Genomic DNA, 24,754 nt, shown 5'->3' on the forward strand with positions numbered 1-24,754 from the left:
ACATTATTCAACATATCTCAGCTTTTTTTTAAATTATTGGGAGATAGCTTTGAGTGTGTAGATTTTGAAATTGAGGTTATAGTTTAACCGCTTGCTTTTAAATTATAACGTTGATCTGCGTTCCATATCTTCATTCGTATTTGATACAGCATATGGTATTGGGACTTTAGCTGACTTGAAGCAGTGTATTGTAGATTGGAACCTAAAAGATTAGGTTGATTTATTTCATTTTTTTAAGCCATTTTTTCAACTTTAGAGTGATTTTTTAACTACAAACTCATTAAAATGTTATAACATAACAATACAAAATCTAACCTACTCTCCTTCATGATGAATAAATTCTCTCTTTTTTCCTCAAGCATATATTTAAGTCTGCTGAGTTCTTTCACTTGGGCCGAAACTTCAACAGAAGTACTCCAGACCATCCAATTACAAGCCGAAACTGAGGGTGAAAACCTTCAACAAAGCACCGCAATGACTAAGTTTTCACATGACATTTTAGACGTGCCATTTAGTCGAAGTGTGTTATCCAAAGCGTTAATTCAGCAACAAGATGTGCAACGTATTGACGATGCACTCACGCAAGTGAGCGGGGTCTATAGTCAAACCAATTATGGTGGCGGCTTTTGGGATAACTTTTCATTTAGAGGTTTTAGTACAGACCCCAATATTGGGGCACAAATCATCAGAAATGGTCTGAGTGTCAACCGTGGACTCAGTGCTCCACGAGATATGGTGAATATAGAATCTCTCGACTTTTTAAAAGGCCCAATGGCTGCGCTCTATGGCCGCGGGGAAGCTGGCGGTCTACTGAATATCAACACTAAAAAGCCTGAATGGGAACGTTCTTCAGAAGTGAATTTACGTGCCAATAGTTTAGAAAAATACCGTGCTAGTTTTGAACATACTGCCCCAATCAGTGATGCTGTGGCTTATCGTATTGCGGTCGCACATGAAGATAATCAAAGTTTTCGTGATCATGTGCAGAGTGAGCGTTGGTTTTTCTCCCCTCAACTCACATGGAAAATTTCAGATTCAACTCAATTAGATTTTGACAGTGAATTTACCCGACAAGATGGAACCTTCGACCGTGGTGTAAGTAGTTATCAAAAACAATTTGTGATGGATCCTAAAACATTTACAGGGGAACCTGATGATGGAGATCATATTCAAAAAGATCATTTCTATCAGCTTCGACTTGCACATCAGTTTAATGATGACTGGAAAATGAATAATGCCCTCAGTGTGAAAGATACTCAGCTCAAAGGCTTTTCCAGTGAACCTCGTCGTATTCAAAGTGATGGGCAGACATTAGAGCGCCAGCGTCGCTACCGTGACAATAAAAGTGATGACTTTCTCTTTCAAACAGAAGTTCTTGGGACGATCCAACAAGACTGGGCCCGTCATGAAGTACTTTTGAGCACTGAACTTGGGCAGATGAAGTATCGTCAATTACAACTGCGTCGAAACCACAGCAGTAGCGTGCCAAATAGCATTGATATCTATGATCCTATTTATGGACAATACTTACCCGAGCTTCCACTTTTCATTAACACCGAAGAACAGCAACGCTATTTTGCACTGAATCTACAAGATCAAATTTTCCTCAATGATGAATGGAGTGTGCTGTTTGGTGCGCGCTTTGATCACATCACTCAAGACTTTCAAAATAAACTTACAGATACATCCAATAAAAAGGATTTACAACAAACCAGTCCACGCTTGGGTTTAAACTATCGACTGAATGATCGTTGGTCATGGTATGCCAACTATGGAGAATCCTTTGCACTCAACAGTGGCATGGACCGAAACGGCGATGTGTTTAACCCTGAAAAAGGCAAAAGCTATGAGATTGGTGGGAAATATCAGATTACCCCACAGAGTTTGCTGAGTTTAGCCCTCTTTAAAATGGATAAAGAGAATGTCTTAACCACAGATCCAGCAGATAGTAACTATCAAATCACCGCTGGAGAAGTCTCAAGTAAGGGGCTAGAGTTGGATCTAGAGACACAACTCAATGATCAATTCTCTATACGTGCCAATTATAGCTACACAGACGCCCAAGTTGAAAAAGACCAAATTCTTGCTAAAGGTTCACGACTCAGCAATGTGCCGAAGCACAGCGGCTCTATCAGTAGCAACTATGAATGGACCCTTGCCAATGCAGACAAAGTTGGGCTGGGTGCAACGGCAATCTATGTGGGCAAACGTAGTGGGCACAGTACAGATAACGGTTTCAACTTACCTGAGTATACTTTGTTGAATCTAAATGCTTATTATGCGCCAACAGATCAGCTACGTTATCAGTTCAATGTGCACAATCTCTTAGACGAAACGTACTATGTTGCAAGCTATAGCGATATGTGGATTCAACCCGGTGATCCTTTAAATGCATCTGTCTCGGTGCAATGGAAGTTTTAAGGTTCTAAACACCAGACTTGTCTCGTTATGAGTTGAGTCTGGTAGTCAGAAAAGTAAGATTCAGATCACTTTTTGAAGTATTAGCTGCCTTAGTTTTCTTTAGTGTTACTATGTACTTACTTCAAAAAGTATTCCCAAATGATAAATCCAAGAAAAAATCCAAGAAACGAATATAAAGTAATGATAAAGAATACAAACCAAGCTCTATTTTTCTTCAGTAAAAAGTTCATTTCCAATACCTCAACGCTCTATCTATATTCATTATTCTAAGGTTTCCTATACGAAAGGACAGATACAGTTCTTTGTGAAAAAAATATAACAGACTATAACAGATTTGCCATTTTTAACGCCCAAAAGCGATCAGACTGATATCAAGTAGTATAAAAAAGTATGAGGAGACTATTTTGCCTCCTCATGCTTCAGTTGATTAAAGGGTTAAATTTTCGTTTCTTTCTTTGCATTCATCCAACGATACAACACTGGCAATAGCACCAAGGTCAATAACGTCGAAGAAATAATTCCACCAATCACCACGGTCGCCAGTGGACGTTGAACCTCTGCCCCTGTGCCCGTGGCAAGCGCCATGGGAACAAAACCTAAGGACGCCACACAAGCGGTCATTAAAACAGGTCTTAAGCGCAATATTGCCCCTTGCCAAACGGCTTCATGTAGGTGGTATTGCTCTCTTAGTTCTTTAATAAAGGTCAGCATGACCAAACCATTTAAGACGGCAACCCCGGACAAGGCAATGAAACCAATACCCGCCGACATCGACAAGGGAATGTCTCTTAACCACAAGAAAAGCACACCACCAGTTAGGGCAAATGGAACGCCAGTGAACACAAGCAAGCTTTCTTTAATGTTATGGAAAACGGCCATCAGCAAAATAAAGATCGTTAATAATGCCAGTGGAATCACAATCTGCATTCGAGCCTGTGCCGAGGCCAGATTTTCAAACTGACCACCATATTCAATCCAGTAACCACTTGGTAGAGGATACTGCTTAAGCTGACTTTGTACTTCTGTGACAAAAGAGCCCAAATCACGCCCTTCCACATTCGCCGTGACAATCACACGACGTTTGCCATTTTCACGGCTGACTTGGTTGATGCCATCCATCATTTTTACAGTGGCAATATCAGTGAGCAGAATGCTGCCACCGTTCGGAAGCTGTATTGGCAGTTGCGCAATCCCACTGACACTACGGTCTTGTTCACTAAGTCGAATCACAAAGTCAAAACGGCGGTCACCCTGTAAAATTTCACCAACATTTTGTCCGCCAATGCTTGCTGATACATAGTCTTGTATGGTTTTGACACTTAGGCCATATTGAGCTGCTAAACTTTTATCAATTTCTACATTGAGCAAAGGTAAACCCGACGTTTGTTCAACTTTAACGGCGGTACTGCCTGAAACCTGTTGAATCAATTTACTGATTTTTTCAGCTTCCGCATTTAGTACTTGCATGTCATCGCCAAAGATTTTGACACCGACATCGCTACGCACGCCCGATATTAACTCATTGAAACGCAGTTCAATTGGTTGAGAAAACTCACTGTTGTTACCGGGCAATGTAGCTAAATAGGCCTGCATACGGCTACGCAGTTCATCGAGTGTTTCTTTTGGGTTTGGCCATGCATCACGGGGTTTCAACATGACATAACCATCTGAAATATTCGGCGGCATAACATCGGTCGCCACTTCAGCCGTGCCTGTCCGCGCAAAAATAGCGTGTATTTCAGGGAATTTTTTCAGAAGTAGCTTTTCCGTATTTTCCTGAATACGAAGTGACTCTTCTAAGCCTGTGCTTGGAGAGCGCAGTTGCTGTACAGCAAAGTCACCTTCACTCAGTTGCGGTGCAAACTCACTGCCGATACGCGTTGCAAGTAATCCTGTCAACATCAACAAGCACAGTGCAAAGGTTAAAACCACCGCTTTATACTGATAGGCACAGTCCAATACCCGCTGATAACGATTTTTTAGCCACAGCATCCAACGGCTTTCAGTTTCTTTGATGTCACCTTTAACAAAAAGTGCGACAGCCGCAGGTACAAAGCTGATCGACAAAATAATGGCTGCAACGAGCGCAAGTACAACAGTCAAAGCCATTGGGTGGAACATTTTTGCTTCTACACCGGTCAGTGCAAAAATCGGTAAATACACCACTAAAATAATCAGCTGACCAAAAATGAGTGGACGGCGGGCTTGACGCGCTGCCAAAAACACTTCTTTAAAACGTTCCGACTGAGTTAACGGACGTTTGAGTAACTGCTGGGCATGGGCTAAACGGCGAATACAGTTTTCAACAATTACCACTGCACCGTCGACAATAATCCCGAAATCCAATGCCCCTAAACTCATCAGGTTGGCACTGATGTTCTGCTGTGCCATACCTGTTAAAGTAAACAGCATAGACAGCGGAATTACGCAGGCCGTAATTAACGCCGCACGAATATTACCCAAGAATAAAAAGAGGATCACAATCACCAAGATTGCGCCTTCGACCAAGTTCTTTTGTACCGTTTTAATGGCTTTTTCCACCAAAGTGGTACGGTCATAAACCGTTTCTATTGTGACACCTTGCGGTAAACTGCTTTGCACCTCCTGAATTTTGGCATCTACAGCTTTAGACACCGTTCGGCTGTTTTCCCCCATCATCATCATAGCGATGCCGAGTACAGTTTCTTCGCCGTTATAGGTTGCGCCTCCTGTTCGGAGGTCATGATCAATTGAAACCTGCGCAATATCCGCGACACGAATGGGGTTCCCATTTGGGCTGGCAACCGTTGTATTTTCAATATCTGCAAGACTGTTGAGTGTCCCTGGAACACGCACTGTGAGCTGCTGACCATTTTCCTCAATATAGCCTGCGCCACGGTTTTCATTATTTTCCTGTAAAGCGGTTTGCAGTTGACTTAATGAAATATTTAACTGTTGCATACGGTTTAAGTCAGGAGCAACGACATAGGTTTTATTAAACCCGCCAATACTGTTGACCTCGGCAACCCCCGCAACACGTTGCAATTGTGGACGAACGATCCAATCTTGGATCTCCCGCAAGTCCATCGCGCTATAAGCCGTACCATCCGCTTTTTTGGCATTCGATTCGGCTTTAATGACCCATTGATAAATTTCACCTAAACCCGTCGAAACTGGCGACATGGTTGGAGAAACATCACTGGGTAAATCTGCTTTGACCTCTTGTACTCGTTGATTAATCTGCTGACGTGCCCAATAGATGTCTGTGCCATCCTCAAATACGATGGTGACTTGCGACAAACCATAACGTGAAATCGAACGAGTCAACTGTAAATCTGGAATACCCGCCATTGCAGTTTCAATTGGATAGGTAATCCGCTGCTCAACCTCCAGTGCGGTAAAACCATTGGCTTGGGTATTAATTTGTACTTGCGTATTGGTAATATCGGGCACTGCATCGATCGGCAGTTTTTGATAGCTATAAACCCCGACCGCGATCCACGTGCATACAAAGAGCATGACCCAAATTGCATTTTGAATAGAGAACTGAATAATTCGTTCAAACAAACCCTCAGGCTTGGGTAAATCATGATTAGTGTGCATGATCAGCCTCGCCTTTTTCTAGTTCAGACTTAAGGACAAAGCTGCCTTGACTGACATAGCGTTGTCCTGCTGTTAGGCCTGAAATCACTTCTACCCATTGAGCGTCATTTGAAGCTTGCCCAAGTTGAACGGGCTGCGCTTTCAAATGCACTTGTCCTTTTTGTTCAGCGTCGACCACAAATACCGAAGTTTGACCTTCTATGTTTTGAATAGCACTTTTATGGACGCGAAGTGCTGTTTTGGAACTGGTATTGTCTAAAAAGATATTCACCAAAACATTTGGACGTAGTTCAGCCGCTTGGCTTTTTAATTTAGCACGTACCACCAAACGTCCTGTTTGTGCATCGGCTTGAGAAGTTAAGCTTTGAATGACGGCTTCATATTTTTGCTCAGAAGCATTCGGCTTAAATGTCAGACTCTGATTGGCTTGTAACTGACCTGAGTACTGAGCAGGCAGATTAAACTCAAGCCATAACTCTTTAAATTGTTCAATCACAAAAAGCTGATCGGCCAATTGTACGTTTTCACCCACCACGATATCTTTTTGGCTAATCACACCTGAAATGGGGGCTTTGATGGCAAAACGACCATTTACTCCACCTGTTGCCCCTAGGGCGTTTAAACGGCTTTGCACCGATTGCACAGTAATCTGCGCTTGTCGGTAAGCATTTTCTGCCCGTTGGTAGTCTTGCTTGGCAGAAATGCCCTGTGACCATAACTGCTGTTCACGTTGATAATCTTGACGTGCCAAATCCAAACTGGCTTGAGCCATCCGCAAATTGGCTTGTTGATCAATCAGTTCAGGGACAGACAGTACAGCTAAGGTTTGTCCTTTTTGTACGTTTTGACCAAGTTCAACATTCACCTGTTCCACATGCCCACCAAAGTTTGGCGAAATGTGTGCTTGCTGATCGGTATTGACCACAAGCTTTCCGGGTAGAACGGTAACTTGAGACACCACACCTTGTTGAGCTGAAGCGATTTGAATGCCTTGCTCTGTCAGTTGCTGCGCTGTTAGTTGAATTTCGCCTTCTTCAGCATGTCCTTTTTCGGCCTCGGGCTCATCCGAATGTTCAGATTCTTCATGCGCATGTTCATCAGTGGTTGTATCTTTCGAGCTAAACCAAATTCCAACAGCGATGAGAAATGTAATGAGGAGCAAAAGCCCAATCATCAATGGCTGTGATATTTTTCCAAATTGGTTTTTTAGTTGCATATTATTGTGCTCCGCCAAGGATGAGGTCTTGTATTTGTGCGATTGAATTTTTATTGATTTGGCTATAAGCATCTGAACTACTGATCTGTTCATAGCTGGTACCGAGGCTGAGTGCTTCTGCGCTCAATGCAGTCTGCCAAGCTTGACGTAATAACTGCAACTGCCCAAGGCGTATGCTTTGCAGCTGTAAGTTGGCTTGTTGAATGTCGGTAATGGACAGCTTTCCCGCTTTAAAACCTTGCAGCGTGCGGACTTGCACTTGTTCTGCCAAAGACGTTTGTTGACTCATCGAACTAAACTGTTTATTTAGTCCTTTGAGTTCATGCATGGCATTGGCGATATCTAAAATCTGCTGTTTTAACTCACGCTGTTGCTGCTGATTCAACAGGCTTTGCTGACGCTGGGCCATCGGAATGCTGTATTGCTGACGGTTAAAAATATTCAGCGGAATATCCACGCCGACACCTAATGTGGTATCGCTACTTTCATTCGGTGCTTGGCTCCGTTTCATGCCGACATTTAAGGTCGGATTGGGACGTGCCTGCACTTTTAAACTTTCAATGTTTAAATTGGACTGTTGAATGTTCAGTGCATATAGCTTTTCCAACCAACCTTCAGCAATATAGCGCTGTACTGTGGCATCGCTTTGATCTGGCCATGGCATTGAGGTCGCATTGAGTTGAATATCGGCTTTGGTTTCGCCCCAAAGGTTTGAGAGTTGACGCTGTGCTACTTGTTCTGACAGTACCGCTTGTTGGTATAAGCGCTGCATATCCAAACTTTCGATTTGCGCACGTTCATAGTCAACCAAAGCAATACTGCCCGCCTGATAACGTTTTTTGGCACTGTCTAAATTGTTTTGACTCACTTTGAGTTGTACTGCGTACAGCGATTTTTCAACTTGTGCCAAAGCCAACTGAGACCATGCAAATTTCACCACCAATTGGCTTTGTGCTGTCCACAGTTGTTGTTGTAACTGTCCTTGTTGCTGCGCTGTTTCTGCGAGTTTTTGATTAAGCTTACGCTGTCCAAAAACATCTAAGGGCTGACTGATGGCAATACTGAGCTCTTGATTGGTATTTGAACCCAAACCATCTTGATTGATATTTAAGCTAGGATTTTGCCATAGGCCACTGTTTTTGATGTTCAGCTCTGAAATGCTTTGACGCTGTTGCCCAATGTCGCTTTGGTTTTGATAGCGCTCTACTTTTGCTAAAGCTTCATCCAAAGTCTTGATCGGTTCGGCAAAACTCCATTGCATCGCGGCTGTTGTTATGCCCACAGCAAGGGCTTGGCGTATAAACGCCTTAAATTGATTCGACATGTTTTTTCCCACTAATTTTTAGAAGAAGTGGTGGGAAATGTTTTAGGCTACCCCACCATTAGCGGGGAAAGTTCAGGAGGAGGATGTTGCCCCAATAAATCAGGGGCTTGATAGGCATTGTGCCAAAAAAACTGCGGACGCTCACGAACTTCAAACGCGAGCGGCATTTGATAGTTTATTTCTTTCGGAATAATCAAATGTGCCATTGAAGGCAAATGATCTTGATGGTCTTGATGGTCTTCACCCAATTCAAACTGATCATTTGCCGTTTGAGTATGGCTATCGGCACTGCTTTGCTGGTGTGCCTTATCATCAGACACACACAAGGTGGTTTGATGATGCCCAAAATGAAAATTTTGTTGCGTCACGACTTGAGTTTTTTGTTCTTCATGGACGCAAAAAGCTGCCGCCACGTTCCAAAGACTTTGGAACATGAATAAAGCAACTAAGACGCTAATCCACGTGGTAGAACGCATAATGTCGTACTGAAATAAAGTGACGCTATTGTAAAGCCTAGACTAAGTCTAAGGTCAAGTCTTTTTTAATGACTATGTTCATGTTGGTGTGGATGGCATTCATCTTCTTCAATCTGCAAAGTCACTTGCGTAATCCCATGCTCATGCCCCAATAACTCCACAGCTTGGTGGTATAAAGCTCTCTGATCTACATCAGGTGCAATCAAATGCGCTGTTAAATGCACATTCTTAGAGGTAATGGCCCAAACTTTAAGCTGGTGAATACCTTGTACACCCCCTAAAGCCAGCAAATCATTGCGTAAAGATTCGATATCAATTTCACTTGGTACACCTTCGAGCAAAATATTGATACTTTGTTTCAGTAGCACCCAAGTTCTAGGTAAGACCCAAAAGCCAATCAACACCGCAATAACGGTATCTACCCACATCCAACCTGTGAAATAAATCACCAGTGCGCCAATGATCACACCCACAGAGCCCAAGGCATCACTGAGCACTTCAAGATAAGCCCCTTTCACATTTAAGCTGTCTTGACTGCTCGACACCAAAATCTTCATTGAAATCAGGTTAATGATTAAACCCAGAACCGCAACAACCAACATACCCAAGCTTTGAATTTCAGGTGGCTGACTAAAACGCTGATAGGCTTCATATAAAATGTAAATGGCTACCACAAACAACATCATGGCATTAAACAAAGCTGCCAAGATTTCAAACCGTTGATAGCCAAAAGTACGTTTATCATCGGCAGGTTTTTGCCCAATTTTGATGGCTGCTAAAGCAATCGCTAAAGCAGCGGCATCGGTAAACATATGCGCTGCATCGGACAGTAAGGCCAAGCTTTGCGTGATAAATCCTGCGACCACTTCTACAATTAAGAAGGTAAACGTCAGGGCAAGTGCGATGGTTAATTTCTTGGCATTTTTTGCAGTCACTTCAACATGACTGTGATCATGGTTATGAGAACCACTCATGTAGGACTCCTTATCATTTTATTTAACGGAATGCTTTAGCATTGAAATCGAAGCTTTTTTTAATTTAAAAATTACTCGATTTAGTATACTCGGTTAAAACAATAAAATCATCTTTCATGTGAATACGTCTTTATTTACGGCGTTTTTTCCCTGTCAAAAAGCTCATGGCCTGCGTATAGCCTGTTGGTGTAATACGCTGTACGAGATCGATAATTTTGGCATCTTTTCCAATTAAGACACGGCGCTCATCTTTTTTTACAGCCTTTAAAATGGCCTGTGCTGCTACATCTGGCGGGGTTTTAAGCATTTTATTGAAAGAACGGCTAGCACGCTCAGGGTTCATACCCAATGCACGAATACTGTCACTCATTCGAGCACTATTGGCAATATTGGTACGTATACCGCCCGGATGAACACAAGTTGCGCTGACGCCACAGTTTTGCAAATCTAACTCTTGACGTAGTGCCTCGGTAAAACCACGGACAGCAAACTTTGTCGCATTATAGGCACTTTGAGTAGGTTGAGCAGTGAGCCCAAATAAACTTGAAATATTCACAATATGCCCACAGCCACTTTGTTTTAAGTAGGGTAAAAAAGCTTTGGTTCCATACACCACACCCCAAAAGTTGATGTTGAAAATCCACTCGGCATCTTCATAGCTCAGGCCTTCAACAGTACTCGCTAACGCGACCCCTGCATTGTTAAAAACTAAATTGACCTGTCCGAAATCCTGCTCACTCTGCTTTGCCCAATCCTCTACAGCCTTACGGTCTGAAACATCTAGTTTTGTGAGCGTGACTGAAACAGGATAATCTTTGACGTGGTTTAAGGTTTCCGCCAAACCTTGTTCATTGACATCACTGAGTGCTAAATGTGCACCTTGCTTTGCCAGTTGAATCGCTAACTGCTGCCCAATGCCTGAACCTGCGCCTGTGATCGCAGCCACCTTATTCTCAAAATTTTTCATAATGCTCTCTAAATATCGTTTTAAACTTAAATGTCATGCTGAAGGTTCAAGTACTTTGGTTCTACGCAGACAAGGTCTATTTTAGTTAATGTACAAAAATTATAGGCATGAACGAAATGATCATTTCTAATGATTCAGTATGTATAAAATTCATGAGTGGTATTTTAAATATAAGATCATTTTTAATTTTCTTGTATTTTCAAGTGATAGGACTCTGAAAACAAGTTACTGATATCTACATAGTGTGTCACATAGGCTTTAGACTATAACAGCCCTGAGCAATTCTGCTTCATCTGTTATATTTTTTTAATCTTGTTTTTGTACCTGTTTCATCAGTCTTTTGATTTGCATAATGTACTCATCACCTCAGTTGAGTGCAGTAACCATGAAAGATCTAGACTCAAAAAAACCAGCAAAATATGCAGATAGTTCAATTTCAGATAAAGCATTTAAAAACATGATTATCTGGTTTGCGATTTACTGTGGGCTTTTTTGTATAGGTGTGATTTTCTTTGTCGGTGCAGATCAAAACTACCTTCTTCAATAAGAATCTGAAGTTTGCTGCACTAATATCAACATCTAAATTCGGGCCTCAAAATTAAACTCCACGAGAAAATACACTTTGGAGATTAAACCTAGACATGGGTTTAATCTCTATTTTTTTGAGTTGAAGACTAGTAAAACGGCAGTTAAATTATATTTTGAATGGTTAATGTCATTACAAATGAATGACGGGGATGTGTAAAGATCAGACTTCAAGCCCAAATCACTAAAAACGCTGCAATCACTACCAATACAATACCAAGATGTTCAGCACGTGCCAGCTTTTCTTTAAAGAAGTAGGCTGAAATCAACATACTAAAAATAATCTCAACCTGCCCCAAAGTTTTTACAATGGGCACGGACTGTATACTCATGGCACTAAACCAACCCAGTGACGCCAAAAAACTACATAAGCTGACACGAAATGTAAGTCCAATACGCTGCCACATGGCCCATAATGTTGCACGGCGAAATATACCCAAATACATTAAAAGTAAAAAGCACTGTGTCCCAATCACCATTAAGAGCACCCAAGCAGCACGGTGAATAAATGGTAAATTATCTAGTTCTAAACTGGCCTCACGTACCAAGAGCGAGGTAATGGCAAAACATAAACCACTACCGATACCTATACATAAGGTTTGCACGGAAAAATCAGAAAAGTCCCGCCCTTTGGACATTAAAAAAACTGCAAAACCTCCGACAGCAACCCCAAACCAGCCTAAAAGGCTTAAATGATCGGATAGAAAGACCACGGCGATAATCGCGGCAAGTACTGCCTCACTTTTAGCAAGACCCACTCCAATCGCATAATTTTTTTGCTTAAAAAGTTGCACCATCAAGGCTGTCGCTGCAATTTGGCTCAATGCTGCAATAAGTACATAAATAGCAAAACGGAGATTGAAATAGACGGACTCTGTCACAGGTTGGAAATGGTAAAGGCAACTGATGTAAATCAGTGCTAAAGGTAAAGCAAAAATGAACCGCGCTAGAGTTACTCCATAAACATCTACAGTAGTACTGAGTTGCTTTTGAAAAGCGTTGCGCCAAGCCTGCATGAAAGCGGCCATAAGCGTAAAAAGAATCCATGTTATTGTCATCAAGTACTCTATATACAGTTACTTACCTCACATAATGTAACCCGTTGATGGCAGCAACTGTGCTTTATTTTCATGACTTATTCTTATGTGACAAATAACTTAAGTTCTGACGAAACTTCTACTATTGCATTACTTTCGCAACATTTCCTCAAAATTGAGTATTGAGGAAATTAAACAGCAAGACATAAAAAACCGAAGGGCTTATCCTTCGGCTTCTATGTGAAATTTCACTTCGATCTATACATATCAAAGTGAAAACGGGTTATCACTTCAAGTATTAGAAGTTATAAATCGCAACCAAGTTCACACGGTTGTCTTCACCTTTTTTACTACCATTTGCCGCAGGTGCAAATGCTTCACGCTCACCGTAAACATACTCTACGCCAAGGCTAACAGGCTGAACTGGGCTATAGAATAAATTACCCCATGCTTGCCATAAGTTTTTATTGATTTTGGTGTCATCAGCTACAGCATCAAGGTAGTCCTGATTTTTATCAAAAGTCATATAACCATAAGCCAAAGTACCACGTAATTTGTCATTAAACTTCTGTGTTAAACCAACAGTAATTGAGTCAAACTCACTTTGTTCAATACTTGTTCCTGTTGCAACTACGCCAGGGTTTGTAAAGGATACAAAGCTGCTATCACCTTTTACATGGTAGTAGTCAGCTTTCACAGAAGTCACAGGAGTAATATCAAATTTGGCACCAACACCTACGCCATACGCCCACTCTTCTTGATTTTGAATACGTTTTTCATGCGCCATTGCACGTCCACTGACTGAAAGGGCATCATTAAACTTATGATTTAGTCGTCCTGTAAATGCAGGCATACGTTGGCTCATGCCGGCATCTTTCGGGTCTTCCACTGCCGCGACTAAGTTGGTATTTGGCGTGAATTTATGGGTATAACGCACTTGAGGGGTACGTTTAATTGAAGCACCCACATAAGCCAAAGCATCAATCGTTTCAGGAATATAGTCTGGAGTCGCAAAGTTTGACCACGTTTGACCAATTAGCCAGTTACCATAGTTTAAATACGCATGACGAATACGTAAATTATCAAGGTTTGCACCGCCTAAAAAGTCGACCTCAATTTTAGCATTTAAGTTCTGATCGGCGACTGGTGCTTTAAAGTCCAAACCTAATCGCGTTGCTGAAAGGGTTGATCTTAAACGATCGCTATTTTCAGCATTTCCGTCTAAAGGTACACTATTGATTTGGTTATAGGGCATATCACGAGCACCACCTTCAGCTTGATACGATGCGTCCATTCGAACATTACCGTATAAGTTGAACTCTGCCCCACCTTTGGTCAAACCTAAACCCGTTTTTTCAACCGTTTTTGGCGTCGTCAACACTTGACGTTCAACAGCGCTCAATTGAACAGCTTGCTGCTGTTGTTGCTGCGTATTCTGTTGAAGTATTTGTTTTAACGCATTAATTTCATTTCTAAGTTGCTCAATCTCTGCCGTTGTATTGGTTTGTGCATGTAATGCTGCACTACTTAACATGGATAAAGTGACAACTAAAACGTTCTTCTTAAATTGTTTCATTTAACACGGGTCCTGTGTATTTAAGTCTGTCCTGACTTTTACTCTTTAATATTTAGCTCTCTTTTTCATCGCTGTTTTCTAACGCAATGCATTTCTTTTAATACTTTAAAATGAAACTTTTTATCGCATTAAAAATCGCGTTAAAAAACAACTTATAAAAAGCAAATTGATTTTAACAGTTCATACAGTTTTTGAAATGAGCCTACTACTAATGCACTAGACTCATGGGTTCAGTATTATTTAATTGGCTGTCGATTTAACTGCATCAAACACTTGTTTTGATTTGGTTTTTTCACCATCTACAGACACTTTTAAATTGACCATAAACACTGCCAAAGCTGCAATCACACCTGGTATCGCAATCACGAGAAAATTCATTTGATGTGGCAACTCAAAAGTTAATAATGCACCTGTTAATACTGGTCCAACAATTGCGCCAATGCGTCCTATGCCTGAAGCCCAGCCCATCCCTGTAGAGCGCACCGCAGTTGGATAGAACTGTGCAACAAAGGTATACAGTAGAATTTGTGAACCAATGGTTGCTGCGCCCGCAATTGCAATTAAACAGTACAGCACCATTTGTGGACTGTTGAAACCAAGTAGAATTAGTGCAATAGCACCCACGGTGAACATGGTTGTTAAAACTGGTTTTAAGTGGAAACGGTCTGCGAGCGCACCGCCGCCAATTGCTCCCACCATACCGCCAATATTTAAAGCAAATAAGAAAATCATACTTGCACCAAGCGAATAACCTGCTTGAATCATTAGTTTTGGTAACCAGCTTCCAAGCGCATAAACCATGAGTAAGCACATAAAGAATGCCACCCAAAACATCATGGTGCTAAAGGTACGACCTTGTTGGAACAATGCCTTTAATGGAGCATCATCACCTGCAACAGGTTCGTTGAGCTTAAATGTCGTTTCTGGCTGAATGGCTTGCTCAGGTGCAATTTTTTGCACAATTTCACGGACTTTTTCAGTTTCGCCTTTTTTAGTCAGGAACATTAAAGACTCAGGTAAAAACTTCCAAAGAATCGGCAAAGCCAGAAATGGAATGATGGCGATATAGAACATGATTTTCCAACCATAGTCTGTTACCAACCATGCACCCAGTAAAGCTGACGTCATCCCGCCAATAGCATAACCACTGAACATAACCGCCACGAGTGTGCTACGAATACGCTTCGGGGCATATTCAGTCATGAGTGCGACCACGTTTGGCATCACTCCACCAATGCCAAGTCCCGCAAGAAAACGTAAAATACCAAACTCAATAGGATTGCTTGCAAATGCGCCTAGAAAGGTGAAGCCACTAAAAATAGCCACACAAATCATAATGGTCTTTTTACGGCCCAATTTGTCAGACAACGTACCAAAACTCATCGCACCGAACATCATGCCAAACAAGGCTGTACTTGCAAGTAAGCCTGCTTGTACTGCACTGAGTCCCCACTCTTGCATCAGAAGTGGCAACGCCACGCCATAGATGACTAAATCATAACCGTCAAAAATAATAATCAGTAGACACCAAATGAGTACACTCCAATGAAAGGGCGTAAATTTGGCTTCATCGACCACCGTGTTGATGTTAACTGGATTTGTATTCACTTTAAGCCTCCTGCTTGCGAATGTTTGTTGCTGTGCACATTGCAGCAAAAGTAGCTTTCTTGTCCAAAACCGAATAACTCTATATTTATACCTTTAAGGTCGGTTAAGGTTTTTATTGTTTTAAATAAATAGCTTATATAAGCCATGATTGCAGTGAGAGACAGAAAATAAGCAAAACCAAGTGAAAATGACTATAAAAAAAGCCATCCCCTAAAGATGGCTGAAATGGTTCGTTTTCAAATGTAGACTTTAAAAGTATCGTGGAATTTAAATCCCCAAGTTTAGATAAATGCACGGTCATATTTGATCGCTTCAAGGTCATAGACCTGATAAATGCAATCAAATAGTGAACGAATATCTTCGCTTTCATCCATGGAACGAATCGCCAGAAAAATGGGGCTGGTCGCTGCATCATCTAAGATTGGAATATAGTTCAAATGCGGCAGTTGAATAGTTCGTGCACTTTCTGGAACCACACAAATTCCTTCTCCAGCGGCAACTAACCCCAGTGCCAACTGTATTTCACGAACTTCTTTTAAATGTTTAGGTTCCAGCCCGTATTCTGAAAACAACCCTTGGACTTGGGTAGAAAAGTTTGGCTTGGGATGACTTGGATAAAGAAATAAGTTTTGATCGACCAAATCCGACAGGTAAATGCCTTGTTTTTGCGCTGTCAAAGGATGACTAGAATGTGCCGCTAACATCAACGGTTCTTCACGCAGTAAAACCCGACGCACAGCAGGATCTGAAATACGTAGACGTCCGAAACCAACATCAATCCGCCCTTCTTTTAAGGCCTGAATTTGGTCTTTGGTACTCATTTCAATCAATTCGATTTTTAAATGCGGCTGCTGTTGGCGAAATAAATACACAATTTTAGGCAATAAACCATATAACAACGATCCCACAAAGCCCATGGTCACCGTTTTTTCAACCAAGCCTACACGCTGTGTCATGGCTTTGACTTCTTCGGCATTAGACAAAAGTTTAACAGCGTGTTGATAGAAGAATTGTCCTGCTTCCGTGGTCTTGAGTGGACGGCTGCCACGTTCAAATAATTGCACCCCCAATTCAGCCTCTAGATTTTGTATCTGGCGGCTTAGAGGAGGCTGCGCAATGAATAATTTTTCAGCAGCTTTGGTAAAACTCTGCTCTTCTACAACAGCTACGTAGTAGCGGAGGTGTCTCAATTCCATGACTATTTATACCTTTAAGATATATTAAAATGCTAATTTGATCTTCGACAGTTCATATTTATTCTTTTAAGGTATATCAAATCAGGTACACAACGCAAGGCTGCGCAGAGTTAAGATGTATAAATCTATAGAAACCTTACTCGTCGAAATCCCCACTATTCGCCCACACAAAATGGCGGTAGCGACTATGCAAACGCAAACGCTTGTCTTGGTGAAAATCAGCACTGAAGATGGCTTTGTCGGTTGGGGTGAAGCGACAACAATTGGCGGACTGGGCTACGGTGAAGAAAGCCCAGAAAGTATTAAGACCAATATTGAAACTTATTTTGCACCTTTATTGAAGTCCCTTAAAGCTCAAAATATTGCACAAACTATGCGTGCTTTAAAAAAGAATATTAATGGTAACCGTTTTGCCAAATGTGCAATTCAAACGGCTCTACTCGACATTCAAGCGCAACGTTTAGATTTACCCCTTTCTGAAGTGTTAGGCGGCCGCTTACGTGACAGTTTACCTGTACTTTGGGTGTTGGCATCTGGTGACACTGAAAAAGATATTGCTGAAGGCCGAAAAATGATTGAGGCAAGACGCCACAATATTTTCAAACTTAAAATCGGTTCACGCCGTGTAGAAGAAGATGTTGAACATGTTCTTGCGATTAAACAAGCACTGGGTTTAGACATTTCTATCCGTGTCGATGTGAACCGTGCATGGTCTGAGCTAGATGCGATTAAGGGTATTCAACTCCTACAAAATGGTGGTGTTGACCTGATTGAACAACCCTGTGCAATCGACAATATTGATGCGATGCAGCGTTTAACACGACGTTTTGATCTTGCCATCATGGCGGATGAATCGCTCATGGGACCAAGCTCAGCCTACCGTTTAGCCAAAACCAATGCGGCCTCTGTTTTTGCAGTGAAAGTGGCTCAGTCTGGTGGATTAATTGAAGGTCATGAAGTGGCGAAGATTGCCAACTTAGCCGGTATAGATTTGTATGGCGGAACCATGCTTGAAGGTGCAGTCGGCACGATTGCTTCGGCACATTTGTTCTCGACCTTTGAAAATTTAGCTTATGGCACCGAGCTATTCGGCCCACTGCTGTTAACCCAAGATATTTTAAAAACCCCACTTCAATACACTGACTTCGCTTTGCATTTACCCCAAGGCAAAGGACTCGGTATTGAATTGGATGAAAGCAAGATTGATCAGCTACGCCGCGCTTAAGCGACGTCTTAACCGTTTAGGAGTTATACATGCTTTTTCACGTACGTATGGATGTAAACATTCCACTGGATATGCCTGCTGAAACTGCCAGTGAAATTAAAGCAGTCGAAAAAGCATATTCGCAAGAGCTACAAGCTCAAGGCAAATGGCGACATATTTGGCGTATTACAGGTCAGTACTCAAACATCAGCATTTTTGATGTAGACAGCAATGAAGAGCTACACAACATTTTGCAAGGTTTACCCCTGTACCCGTATATGAATATTGAAGTGATGCCTTTAAACCGACATCCATCGTCTATTCGCGAAGATGATCGTTAATTGAAAAAAGATTTTATGCAATTTAATCACTGGAACCTAATGAATGATCTAGTGAAAGAAATTAACAAGGAACGTGGCAGCTAAGCTTTTCAACCTATTCATAAAGCTAGCCACCACACAGCAAACATACTTAAGGAGCAATAGTATGAATCGTCAACAGATTGATGCATTAGTCAAAACAATGAATGTGGATACAGCAACAGGTTCTGTAGACGCCCGTACTCAACAAATTGTGGTTCGTTTATTGGGTGACTTATTCCAAGCGATTGAAGACTTAGATTTGAGCCAAACTGAAGTTTGGAAAGGTCTTGAATACTTTACGGATGCAGGCCAAGCCAATGAACTTGGTTTACTTGCGGCTGGTCTTGGTCTTGAACACTACCTCGACTTACGTGCAGATGAAGCCGATGCCAAAGCAGGCATTACAGGCGGAACACCACGTACCATCGAAGGTCCTTTATACGTGGCTGGCGCACCTGAATCGGTTGGTTTTGCGCGTATGGATGATGGTTCTGAAGAAGGCAAAATTCCGACTTTAATTATTGAAGGGACAGTGACTGACACTGATGGTCAGATTATTGAAGGTGCAAAAGTTGAAGTGTGGCATGCCAATAGCTTAGGCAACTACTCTTTCTTCGATAAGTCACAATCAGACTTCAATCTACGTCGTTCAATCATGAGTGACCAAGATGGCAAATACGTTGCTCTCACCACGATGCCTGTCGGTTATGGTTGCCCACCAGAAGGGACAACTCAATTTGTATTGAACAAGTTAGGCCGTCACGGTAACCGCCCTTCGCACGTACATTACTTCGTATCTGCACCAGGCTACCGTAAGTTAACCACCCAATTCAACATTGAAGGTGACCAATACCTGTGGGATGACTTTGCATTTGCAACACGTGAAGGCTTAGTGGCTACCGCTGTCGATATCACTGATGAAGCTGAAATTGCACGCCGCGGTTTAACAGGTCCATTCAAACACATTCAATTCAATGTTGAACTGGTAAAAGACCAAGCGGCTGCACCATCAACTGAAGTTGAACGTCGTCGCGCTAGCGCTTAATTACCCTTGGAACCGAAATAGCCACTGCAAAGTCGCATTTCGGGGACTTCCTCACTTTTGGAAAGTCGGAGAACGGACATGCCACGTATCCCAGTTATTAATACTAGCCATCTCGATCGTATCGATGAATTACTTGTCGACAACTTTGAAACAGGCGAATTCAAACTTCATCGTTCAGTGTTTACTGATCAAGCCCTTTTTGACCTAGAAATGAAGTATATCTTCGAGGGTAACTGGGTTTACTTGGCACATGAAAGCCAAATTCCAAATAACAATGACTATTACACGACGTATATTGGCCGTCAGCCGATTCTGATTGCACGTAACCGTAATGGTGAACTCAATGCCATGATCAATGCTTGTTCACACCGTGGTGCACAGCTTTGTCGTAATAAACGTGGCAATAAAGCAACCTATACTTGCCCTTTCCACGGTTGGACATTTAACAACTCTGGCAAACTTTTAAAAGTGAAGGATCCAGCAGATGCAGGTTATTCAGACTGTTTTAACCACGAAGGTTCACACGATCTGAAAAAAGTTGCACGTTTTGGCAACTATAAAGGTTTCTTGTTCGGTAGCTTAAATCCGGATGTTCCCTCTTTAGAAGAGTACTTAGGCGAAACCAGTAAAATCATTGACATGATTGTGGATCAGTCTGAACAAGGTCTTGAAGTTTTACGTGGCGCATCTACCTACACTTATGAAGGCAACTGGAAACTCACTGCAGAAAATGGCGCAGATGGTTATCACGTTTCCGCGGTACACTGGAACTATGCAGCGACCACTCAACAGCGTAAAGAAAAACAAGCGGGTGACAACATCCGTGCCATGAGCGCAGGCGCTTGGGGTAAACAAGGCGGTGGTTCATACGGTTTTGACAATGGTCACATGCTGCTTTGGACACAATGGGCTAACCCAGAAGACCGTCCAAACTTCCCGAAATCCGACGAATATTCTGAAAAATTTGGCGAAGCAATGTCGAAGTGGATGATTGAGCGTTCACGTAACTTATGTCTTTATCCAAATGTGTATTTGATGGATCAGTTCGGTTCACAAATTCGCGTACTTCGCCCAATTTCAGTCAATAAAACTGAAGTCACCATTTACTGTATCGCACCTGTAGGTGAAAACGCGGAAGCTCGTACGCGCCGTATTCGCCAGTACGAAGACTTCTTCAATGCCTCAGGTATGGCTACACCAGATGATTTAGAAGAATTCCGTGCATGCCAAGCGGGCTACGCAGGCATTGAGCTGGAATGGAATGATATGTGCCGCGGTTCAAAACATTGGATTCATGGTCCAGATGATGCTGCCAATGAAATTGGTCTAAAACCAAAACTTTCAGGTGTCAAAACTGAAGATGAAGGCCTCTACCTTGCTCAGCACCAACACTGGTTGGACATGATGAAAATTGCAATTGCCAATGAAAAAGCACTGGCTGTTGAAACTGCAAATGAACAAGGAGAAGTGGCATGAATGCTCCTACAACACTCAATACCGTTAGCATCGAACAAGTCAGTCAGTTTCTGTATCAAGAAGCACGCTTTTTAGATGATGAGCAATGGGACGATTGGCTCGCATGCTATGCCCCTTCTGCATCGTTTTGGATGCCTGCATGGGATGACGACGATACCCTGACTACGGATCCGCAGTCTGAAATTTCCCTGATTTACTACCCAGACCGCCAAGGTTTAGAAGACCGTGTGTTCCGCATTAAAACTGAACGCTCCTCTGCCACCATGCCAGACACACGTACTTGTCACAATGTGAACAATATCGAAATGATTGAGCGTGATGGCGATAAAGTTACCGTCCGTTTTAACTGGAATACGCTGAGCTTCCGCTACAAAACCAGTTATAGCTACTTTGGTATGTCGCGTTATGAAATCGATTTTTCAGGTGAAAAACCACAAATTTTAAGTAAATACGTGGTTCTGAAAAACGACTATATCAACCAAGTGATTGATGTTTATCACCTCTAAATTAGCCACACATCCTTAGTATGCTTTCAGCCAAATGGAGTTTTGGCTGAGAGTTCCAAGTTTCAACGTTTTTAAAGGATATTCAGCCATGTCAAACCACAATGTTGCACTTCAATTTGAAGATGGCGTAACGCGTTTTATTACAGTGACTCAAGGTGAGTCTTTATCAGATGCCGCTTACCGCCAAAAAATTAACATTCCGCTAGACTGCCGTGATGGTGCATGTGGGACTTGCCGCGCTTTTTGCGAATCTGGTAGTTATGACATGCCTGAAGAGACGTATATCGAAGATGCGTTAACACCAGAAGAAGCGGAACAAGGCTATATTTTGGCTTGCCAATGCCGTCCAAGCTCGGATGCCGTATTCCAAATTCAAGCTTCATCTGAAGTCTGCAAAACCGAAATTCACCAGTACCAAGGCACTTTAGTCGCTGTTGAAAACTTATCAGAATCGACCATTACTTTTGATATTCAGTTGGATGAAGGTCAACCTGACATTCACTTCCTTGCTGGTCAATATGTCAACGTCGGCATTCCAGAGACAGCAGAGACTCGTTCCTATTCATTTAGCTCGAAACCGGGCAACCGTTTAACGGGCTTTGTGGTACGTAATGTGCCGAATGGCAAAATGAGTAGCTTTTTAAGTAACGCTGCCAAAGCGGGCGACAAAATGACCTTTACTGGTCCATTTGGTAGCTTCTACCTGCGTAATGTGGTTCGTCCTGTTGTCATGCTTGCAGGCGGTACAGGTATTGCCCCTTTTATGTCTATGTTGCAGATTTTAGAAGAAAAAGGCGCTGAACACCCTGTTCGTTTGGTGTTTGGTGTTACCAATGACTTCGATTTAGTTGCTTTAGAACAGCTCAATGCCCTCCAAGCTAAACTTCCATGGTTTGAATACCGTACCGTGGTTGCAAGTCCAGACTCTGCACATGAGCGTAAAGGTTATGTGACTGGGCACATTGACAATGAATGGCTCAATGGCGGTGATGTTGATGTCTACCTTTGTGGTCCTGTCCCTATGGTTGATGCTGTTCGTGGTTGGTTAGATAGCGAAGGCGTAAAGCCTGCAAACTTCCTGTTTGAAAAATTCTCCGCAAACTGATTGGGGCCACTTATCATGTCTGATCGTCAAAGATTTTTAAACAAAGTCGTGATTGTGACTGGTGCCGCTCAAGGCATTGGTCGCGGTGTTGCACTCCAAGTGGCTGACGAAGGTGCGCAAGTTGTTTTAGCCGACTTATCTGACTATGTCGATGAAACATTAGCAGAAATTGAAGCAAAAGAAGGTGATGCAATAACAGTCAAAGCCAACCTTGAAACCTTCGCAGGTGCTCAAAGTGCTGTAGACAAAGCACTTGAAGTCTATGGCCGTGTCGATGTGCTCATCAATAACGTCGGCGGTGCAATTTGGATGAAACCTTTTGAAGAGTTTTCTGAAGAAGAAATTATCAAAGAAGTCAATCGCTCATTATTCCCAACGCTGTGGTGTTGTCGCGCTGTTTTACCTGAAATGATTAAAAATCAGAAAGGTACGATTGTAAATGTGTCTTCTATAGCGACTCGTGGTATCAACCGTGTGCCCTATTCGGCTTCCAAAGGTGGGGTCAATGCCCTTACTGCATCACTTGCTTTTGAGCATGCTAAAGATGGGATCCGAGTGAATGCAGTTGCTACGGGTGGAACCGAAGCACCGCCGCGTAAAGTGCCGCGTAATGCAAATCCACTATCTGAAAATGAAAAGTCGTGGATGCAACAAGTGGTCGATCAAACTATTGATCGTAGTTTTATGAACCGTTATGGCACGATTCAGGAACAAGTGAATGCGATTGTATTCCTTGCTTCAGATGATTCGTCATATATGACAGGTACAGTTGTTCCTGTCGGCGGTGGCGATCAAGGCTAATTGATCGTTACATTACTTTTATATACAGGATCATGTCTGCATGGAGGCAAATGAATGGCTACCCTGTTTAAAACTTTGAAAGAAGATTGGTCTATTTCAGCCACTGTCGCAGGATTTTTGGCCGTGCTGATTTCCTATTCAGGGCCACTCATTATCTTTTTTCAGGCTGCGCAACAAGCTCAGGTTTCCCCGACCATGATGATTTCATGGATTTGGGGTATTTCTATTGGAGCAGCCGTGGCAGGGATCTTTCTTTCCATTAAGTTTAAAGTCCCTGTGATTACAGCATGGTCTGCGCCAGGTACGGCTTTGTTGGTCACGCTGTTCCCGAATATTAGCCTGAATGAAGCTGTAGCCGCTTATATTACCTCAGCCTTGGTGATTTTCCTGATCGGAATCAGTGGTTACTTCGATAAATTATTGAAATGGATTCCGCAGTCAGTAGCTGCTGGGATGATGGCAGGTATTCTATTTCAGTTTGGTTTAGGTCTGTTTAGCGCAACTAACAGTATGCCGATTATTGTGTTTAGCATGCTATTTGTCTTTTTAGTCGCAAAACGAATTTCACCACGTTATAGCATGCTTTGGGTACTGCTTTCAGGTGTGGCCTTGAGCTTTGGGCTTGGTGAAATGAATGCGGTGAGTTTAGATTTCCAACTTGCTATTCCTCAGTTCATTAGCCCTGAATGGACTTGGCACTCAACCTTAAACCTTGCCCTGCCTTTGATTTTAGTCAGCCTGACAGGACAGTTTTTACCGGGCATGGCCATCATGAAACTGAGTGGTTATGACATGCCTGCCAAGCCGATTATCACCACCACCAGTATTGCGTCTTTAGCTGTTGCATGTGTCGGCGGTATCACCATCGTTTTGGCGTCCATTACCGCTGCACTGTGTATGGGCAAAGATGCGCATGAGTTAAAAGAAAAGCGTTATATCGCAGGCGTTGCTAACGGCATTTTCTATATTTTAGGTGGTTTGTTTGCAGGCAGTATCGTTCTGCTCTTCAGCTTGCTGCCGAAAGAGCTTGTTGCCGCATTGGCTGGCTTGGCCTTATTGGGTGCGATTTCAACCAATATAGCTGTCGCCATGAAAGATGAATCTCAACGAGATTCTGCCCTCATTACTTTTTTAGCTACAGCTTCAGGTATGCATTTTTTGGGTCTAAGTTCCGTTTTTTGGGGCATCGTTATTGGTTTAACTGCGCATCTAATTTTAACCAAACGCAGCCCTGACGTTTCAGCTTTAGCTTCAACTCCAAGCTCCAATCCAAGTTCTAAAAGTTAATAGGTA

At 42.4% G+C, this 24,754-nt stretch carries 21 protein-coding genes; 10 read left to right on the top strand and 11 right to left on the bottom strand.

All coding sequences use genetic code 11. The annotated features are described in order from the left end of the window. The first annotated feature begins 327 nt into the window (after positions 1-327). Entirely contained in the window at positions 328-2,421 is a 2,094-nt protein-coding gene (locus tag AC4CUZ_RS12650; protein WP_490747673.1) for a TonB-dependent siderophore receptor, read from the top strand. Positions 2,422-2,537: 116 nt separating this feature from the next. On the opposite strand, the gene AC4CUZ_RS12655 is transcribed toward AC4CUZ_RS12650, so the two are convergent. The 7 genes from AC4CUZ_RS12655 to AC4CUZ_RS12685 form a co-directional block, all read right to left on the bottom strand. Then, positions 2,538-2,651, bottom strand: coding sequence for a hypothetical protein (locus AC4CUZ_RS12655; RefSeq protein ID WP_010326689.1), 114 nt, complete (start codon positions 2,649-2,651; stop codon positions 2,538-2,540). A 205-nt stretch (positions 2,652-2,856) separates the two neighbouring features. Continuing rightward, complete coding sequence (locus AC4CUZ_RS12660; protein ID WP_490747674.1) at positions 2,857-6,003, bottom strand: efflux RND transporter permease subunit; 3,147 nt, start codon at positions 6,001-6,003, stop codon at positions 2,857-2,859. Continuing rightward, complete coding sequence (locus AC4CUZ_RS12665; protein ID WP_183173341.1) at positions 5,993-7,219, bottom strand: efflux RND transporter periplasmic adaptor subunit; 1,227 nt, start codon at positions 7,217-7,219, stop codon at positions 5,993-5,995. The genes AC4CUZ_RS12660 and AC4CUZ_RS12665 overlap by 11 nt, the downstream gene beginning before the upstream one ends. A 1-nt stretch (position 7,220) precedes the next feature. After that, positions 7,221-8,543: a TolC family protein gene (locus AC4CUZ_RS12670; RefSeq protein WP_490747675.1), complete on the bottom strand. Its 1,323-nt coding sequence runs from the start codon at positions 8,541-8,543 to the stop codon at positions 7,221-7,223. 47 nt (positions 8,544-8,590) lie between these two features. Continuing rightward, positions 8,591-9,019 carry a cation efflux protein, CzcI-like gene (locus tag AC4CUZ_RS12675; RefSeq protein WP_004693170.1) on the bottom strand — a complete coding sequence of 143 codons (429 nt, stop codon included), beginning with the start codon at positions 9,017-9,019 and terminating at the stop codon, positions 8,591-8,593. 65 nt (positions 9,020-9,084) lie between these two features. Then, on the bottom strand, positions 9,085-9,993 hold the full coding sequence (locus tag AC4CUZ_RS12680) for a cation diffusion facilitator family transporter (RefSeq protein ID WP_490747676.1): 909 nt from the start codon (positions 9,991-9,993) through the stop codon (positions 9,085-9,087). 130 nt (positions 9,994-10,123) lie between these two features. Then, positions 10,124-10,960, bottom strand: a complete 837-nt coding sequence (locus AC4CUZ_RS12685; protein WP_490747677.1) for an SDR family NAD(P)-dependent oxidoreductase — start codon at positions 10,958-10,960, stop codon at positions 10,124-10,126. 352 nt (positions 10,961-11,312) lie between these two features. On the opposite strand from AC4CUZ_RS12685, the gene AC4CUZ_RS12690 reads away from it, so the two are divergent. Then, positions 11,313-11,507, top strand: a complete 195-nt coding sequence (locus AC4CUZ_RS12690; RefSeq protein ID WP_039889615.1) for a hypothetical protein — start codon at positions 11,313-11,315, stop codon at positions 11,505-11,507. Positions 11,508-11,715: 208 nt separating this feature from the next. Here AC4CUZ_RS12690 and AC4CUZ_RS12695 read toward each other — a convergent pair whose 3' ends face one another. The 4 genes from AC4CUZ_RS12695 to AC4CUZ_RS12710 form a co-directional block, all read right to left on the bottom strand. After that, the gene (locus tag AC4CUZ_RS12695; RefSeq protein ID WP_078425582.1) at positions 11,716-12,603 is read right to left on the bottom strand and encodes a DMT family transporter; all 888 of its coding nucleotides are present in this window, start codon (positions 12,601-12,603) and stop codon (positions 11,716-11,718) included. Positions 12,604-12,880: 277 nt separating this feature from the next. Then, on the bottom strand, positions 12,881-14,158 hold the full coding sequence (locus AC4CUZ_RS12700; protein WP_490747678.1) for a DcaP family trimeric outer membrane transporter: 1,278 nt from the start codon (positions 14,156-14,158) through the stop codon (positions 12,881-12,883). Positions 14,159-14,398: 240 nt separating this feature from the next. After that, on the bottom strand, positions 14,399-15,766 hold the full coding sequence (locus tag AC4CUZ_RS12705) for an MFS transporter (protein WP_078425584.1): 1,368 nt from the start codon (positions 15,764-15,766) through the stop codon (positions 14,399-14,401). Between the two features lie 281 nt (positions 15,767-16,047). Continuing rightward, the gene (locus tag AC4CUZ_RS12710; RefSeq protein ID WP_130235429.1) at positions 16,048-16,962 is read right to left on the bottom strand and encodes a LysR family transcriptional regulator; all 915 of its coding nucleotides are present in this window, start codon (positions 16,960-16,962) and stop codon (positions 16,048-16,050) included. Between the two features lie 115 nt (positions 16,963-17,077). Here AC4CUZ_RS12710 and AC4CUZ_RS12715 point away from each other — a divergent pair, with 115 nt between their 5' ends. The 8 genes from AC4CUZ_RS12715 (at position 17,078) to benE (ending at position 24,748) form a co-directional block, all read left to right on the top strand. Beyond that, positions 17,078-18,187 (top strand): muconate/chloromuconate family cycloisomerase, encoded by a 1,110-nt coding sequence (locus tag AC4CUZ_RS12715; protein ID WP_279043321.1) that lies wholly within the window; start codon positions 17,078-17,080, stop codon positions 18,185-18,187. A 29-nt stretch (positions 18,188-18,216) separates the two neighbouring features. Then, positions 18,217-18,507 carry a muconolactone Delta-isomerase gene (catC, locus tag AC4CUZ_RS12720; protein ID WP_005399484.1) on the top strand — a complete coding sequence of 97 codons (291 nt, stop codon included), beginning with the start codon at positions 18,217-18,219 and terminating at the stop codon, positions 18,505-18,507. A 145-nt stretch (positions 18,508-18,652) separates the two neighbouring features. Next, positions 18,653-19,573, top strand: a complete 921-nt coding sequence (catA, locus tag AC4CUZ_RS12725) for a catechol 1,2-dioxygenase (protein WP_004979728.1) — start codon at positions 18,653-18,655, stop codon at positions 19,571-19,573. A 78-nt stretch (positions 19,574-19,651) separates the two neighbouring features. After that, positions 19,652-21,049 (top strand): benzoate 1,2-dioxygenase large subunit, encoded by a 1,398-nt coding sequence (gene benA, locus AC4CUZ_RS12730; RefSeq protein ID WP_333656626.1) that lies wholly within the window; start codon positions 19,652-19,654, stop codon positions 21,047-21,049. Then, positions 21,046-21,555, top strand: a complete 510-nt coding sequence (gene benB / locus AC4CUZ_RS12735; protein ID WP_234964140.1) for a benzoate 1,2-dioxygenase small subunit — start codon at positions 21,046-21,048, stop codon at positions 21,553-21,555. Before benA ends, benB begins: the two co-directional genes overlap by 4 nt. A gap of 88 nt (positions 21,556-21,643) precedes the next feature. Next, the gene (gene benC, locus AC4CUZ_RS12740; protein WP_279745116.1) at positions 21,644-22,660 is read left to right on the top strand and encodes a benzoate 1,2-dioxygenase electron transfer component BenC; all 1,017 of its coding nucleotides are present in this window, start codon (positions 21,644-21,646) and stop codon (positions 22,658-22,660) included. 15 nt (positions 22,661-22,675) lie between these two features. Beyond that, positions 22,676-23,461, top strand: a complete 786-nt coding sequence (benD, locus tag AC4CUZ_RS12745; protein WP_490747679.1) for a benzoate diol dehydrogenase BenD — start codon at positions 22,676-22,678, stop codon at positions 23,459-23,461. A gap of 54 nt (positions 23,462-23,515) precedes the next feature. Continuing rightward, positions 23,516-24,748: a benzoate/H(+) symporter BenE gene (benE, locus tag AC4CUZ_RS12750; RefSeq protein ID WP_490747680.1), complete on the top strand. Its 1,233-nt coding sequence runs from the start codon at positions 23,516-23,518 to the stop codon at positions 24,746-24,748. The last annotated feature ends 6 nt before the right edge of the window (positions 24,749-24,754 follow it).

The organism is Acinetobacter sp. 789_lipA (assembly GCF_058242845.1).

Bases quoted from the DNA above. Each gene is read 5' to 3' on its own strand.
- AC4CUZ_RS12650 (WP_490747673.1), top strand. From the start codon at position 328: ATGATGAATAAATTCTCTCTTTTTTCCTCAAGCATATATTTAAGTCTG.
- AC4CUZ_RS12655 (WP_010326689.1), bottom strand. From the start codon at position 2,651: ATGAACTTTTTACTGAAGAAAAATAGAGCTTGGTTTGTATTCTTTATC.
- AC4CUZ_RS12660 (WP_490747674.1), bottom strand. From the start codon at position 6,003: ATGCACACTAATCATGATTTACCCAAGCCTGAGGGTTTGTTTGAACGA.
- AC4CUZ_RS12665 (WP_183173341.1), bottom strand. From the start codon at position 7,219: ATGCAACTAAAAAACCAATTTGGAAAAATATCACAGCCATTGATGATT.
- AC4CUZ_RS12670 (WP_490747675.1), bottom strand. From the start codon at position 8,543: ATGTCGAATCAATTTAAGGCGTTTATACGCCAAGCCCTTGCTGTGGGC.
- AC4CUZ_RS12675 (WP_004693170.1), bottom strand. From the start codon at position 9,019: ATGCGTTCTACCACGTGGATTAGCGTCTTAGTTGCTTTATTCATGTTC.
- AC4CUZ_RS12680 (WP_490747676.1), bottom strand. From the start codon at position 9,993: ATGAGTGGTTCTCATAACCATGATCACAGTCATGTTGAAGTGACTGCA.
- AC4CUZ_RS12685 (WP_490747677.1), bottom strand. From the start codon at position 10,960: ATGAAAAATTTTGAGAATAAGGTGGCTGCGATCACAGGCGCAGGTTCA.
- AC4CUZ_RS12690 (WP_039889615.1), top strand. From the start codon at position 11,313: ATGTACTCATCACCTCAGTTGAGTGCAGTAACCATGAAAGATCTAGAC.
- AC4CUZ_RS12695 (WP_078425582.1), bottom strand. From the start codon at position 12,603: ATGACAATAACATGGATTCTTTTTACGCTTATGGCCGCTTTCATGCAG.
- AC4CUZ_RS12700 (WP_490747678.1), bottom strand. From the start codon at position 14,158: ATGAAACAATTTAAGAAGAACGTTTTAGTTGTCACTTTATCCATGTTA.
- AC4CUZ_RS12710 (WP_130235429.1), bottom strand. From the start codon at position 16,962: ATGGAATTGAGACACCTCCGCTACTACGTAGCTGTTGTAGAAGAGCAG.
- AC4CUZ_RS12715 (WP_279043321.1), top strand. From the start codon at position 17,078: ATGTATAAATCTATAGAAACCTTACTCGTCGAAATCCCCACTATTCGC.
- catC (WP_005399484.1), top strand. From the start codon at position 18,217: ATGCTTTTTCACGTACGTATGGATGTAAACATTCCACTGGATATGCCT.
- catA (WP_004979728.1), top strand. From the start codon at position 18,653: ATGAATCGTCAACAGATTGATGCATTAGTCAAAACAATGAATGTGGAT.
- benA (WP_333656626.1), top strand. From the start codon at position 19,652: ATGCCACGTATCCCAGTTATTAATACTAGCCATCTCGATCGTATCGAT.
- benB (WP_234964140.1), top strand. From the start codon at position 21,046: ATGAATGCTCCTACAACACTCAATACCGTTAGCATCGAACAAGTCAGT.
- benC (WP_279745116.1), top strand. From the start codon at position 21,644: ATGTCAAACCACAATGTTGCACTTCAATTTGAAGATGGCGTAACGCGT.
- benD (WP_490747679.1), top strand. From the start codon at position 22,676: ATGTCTGATCGTCAAAGATTTTTAAACAAAGTCGTGATTGTGACTGGT.
- benE (WP_490747680.1), top strand. From the start codon at position 23,516: ATGGCTACCCTGTTTAAAACTTTGAAAGAAGATTGGTCTATTTCAGCC.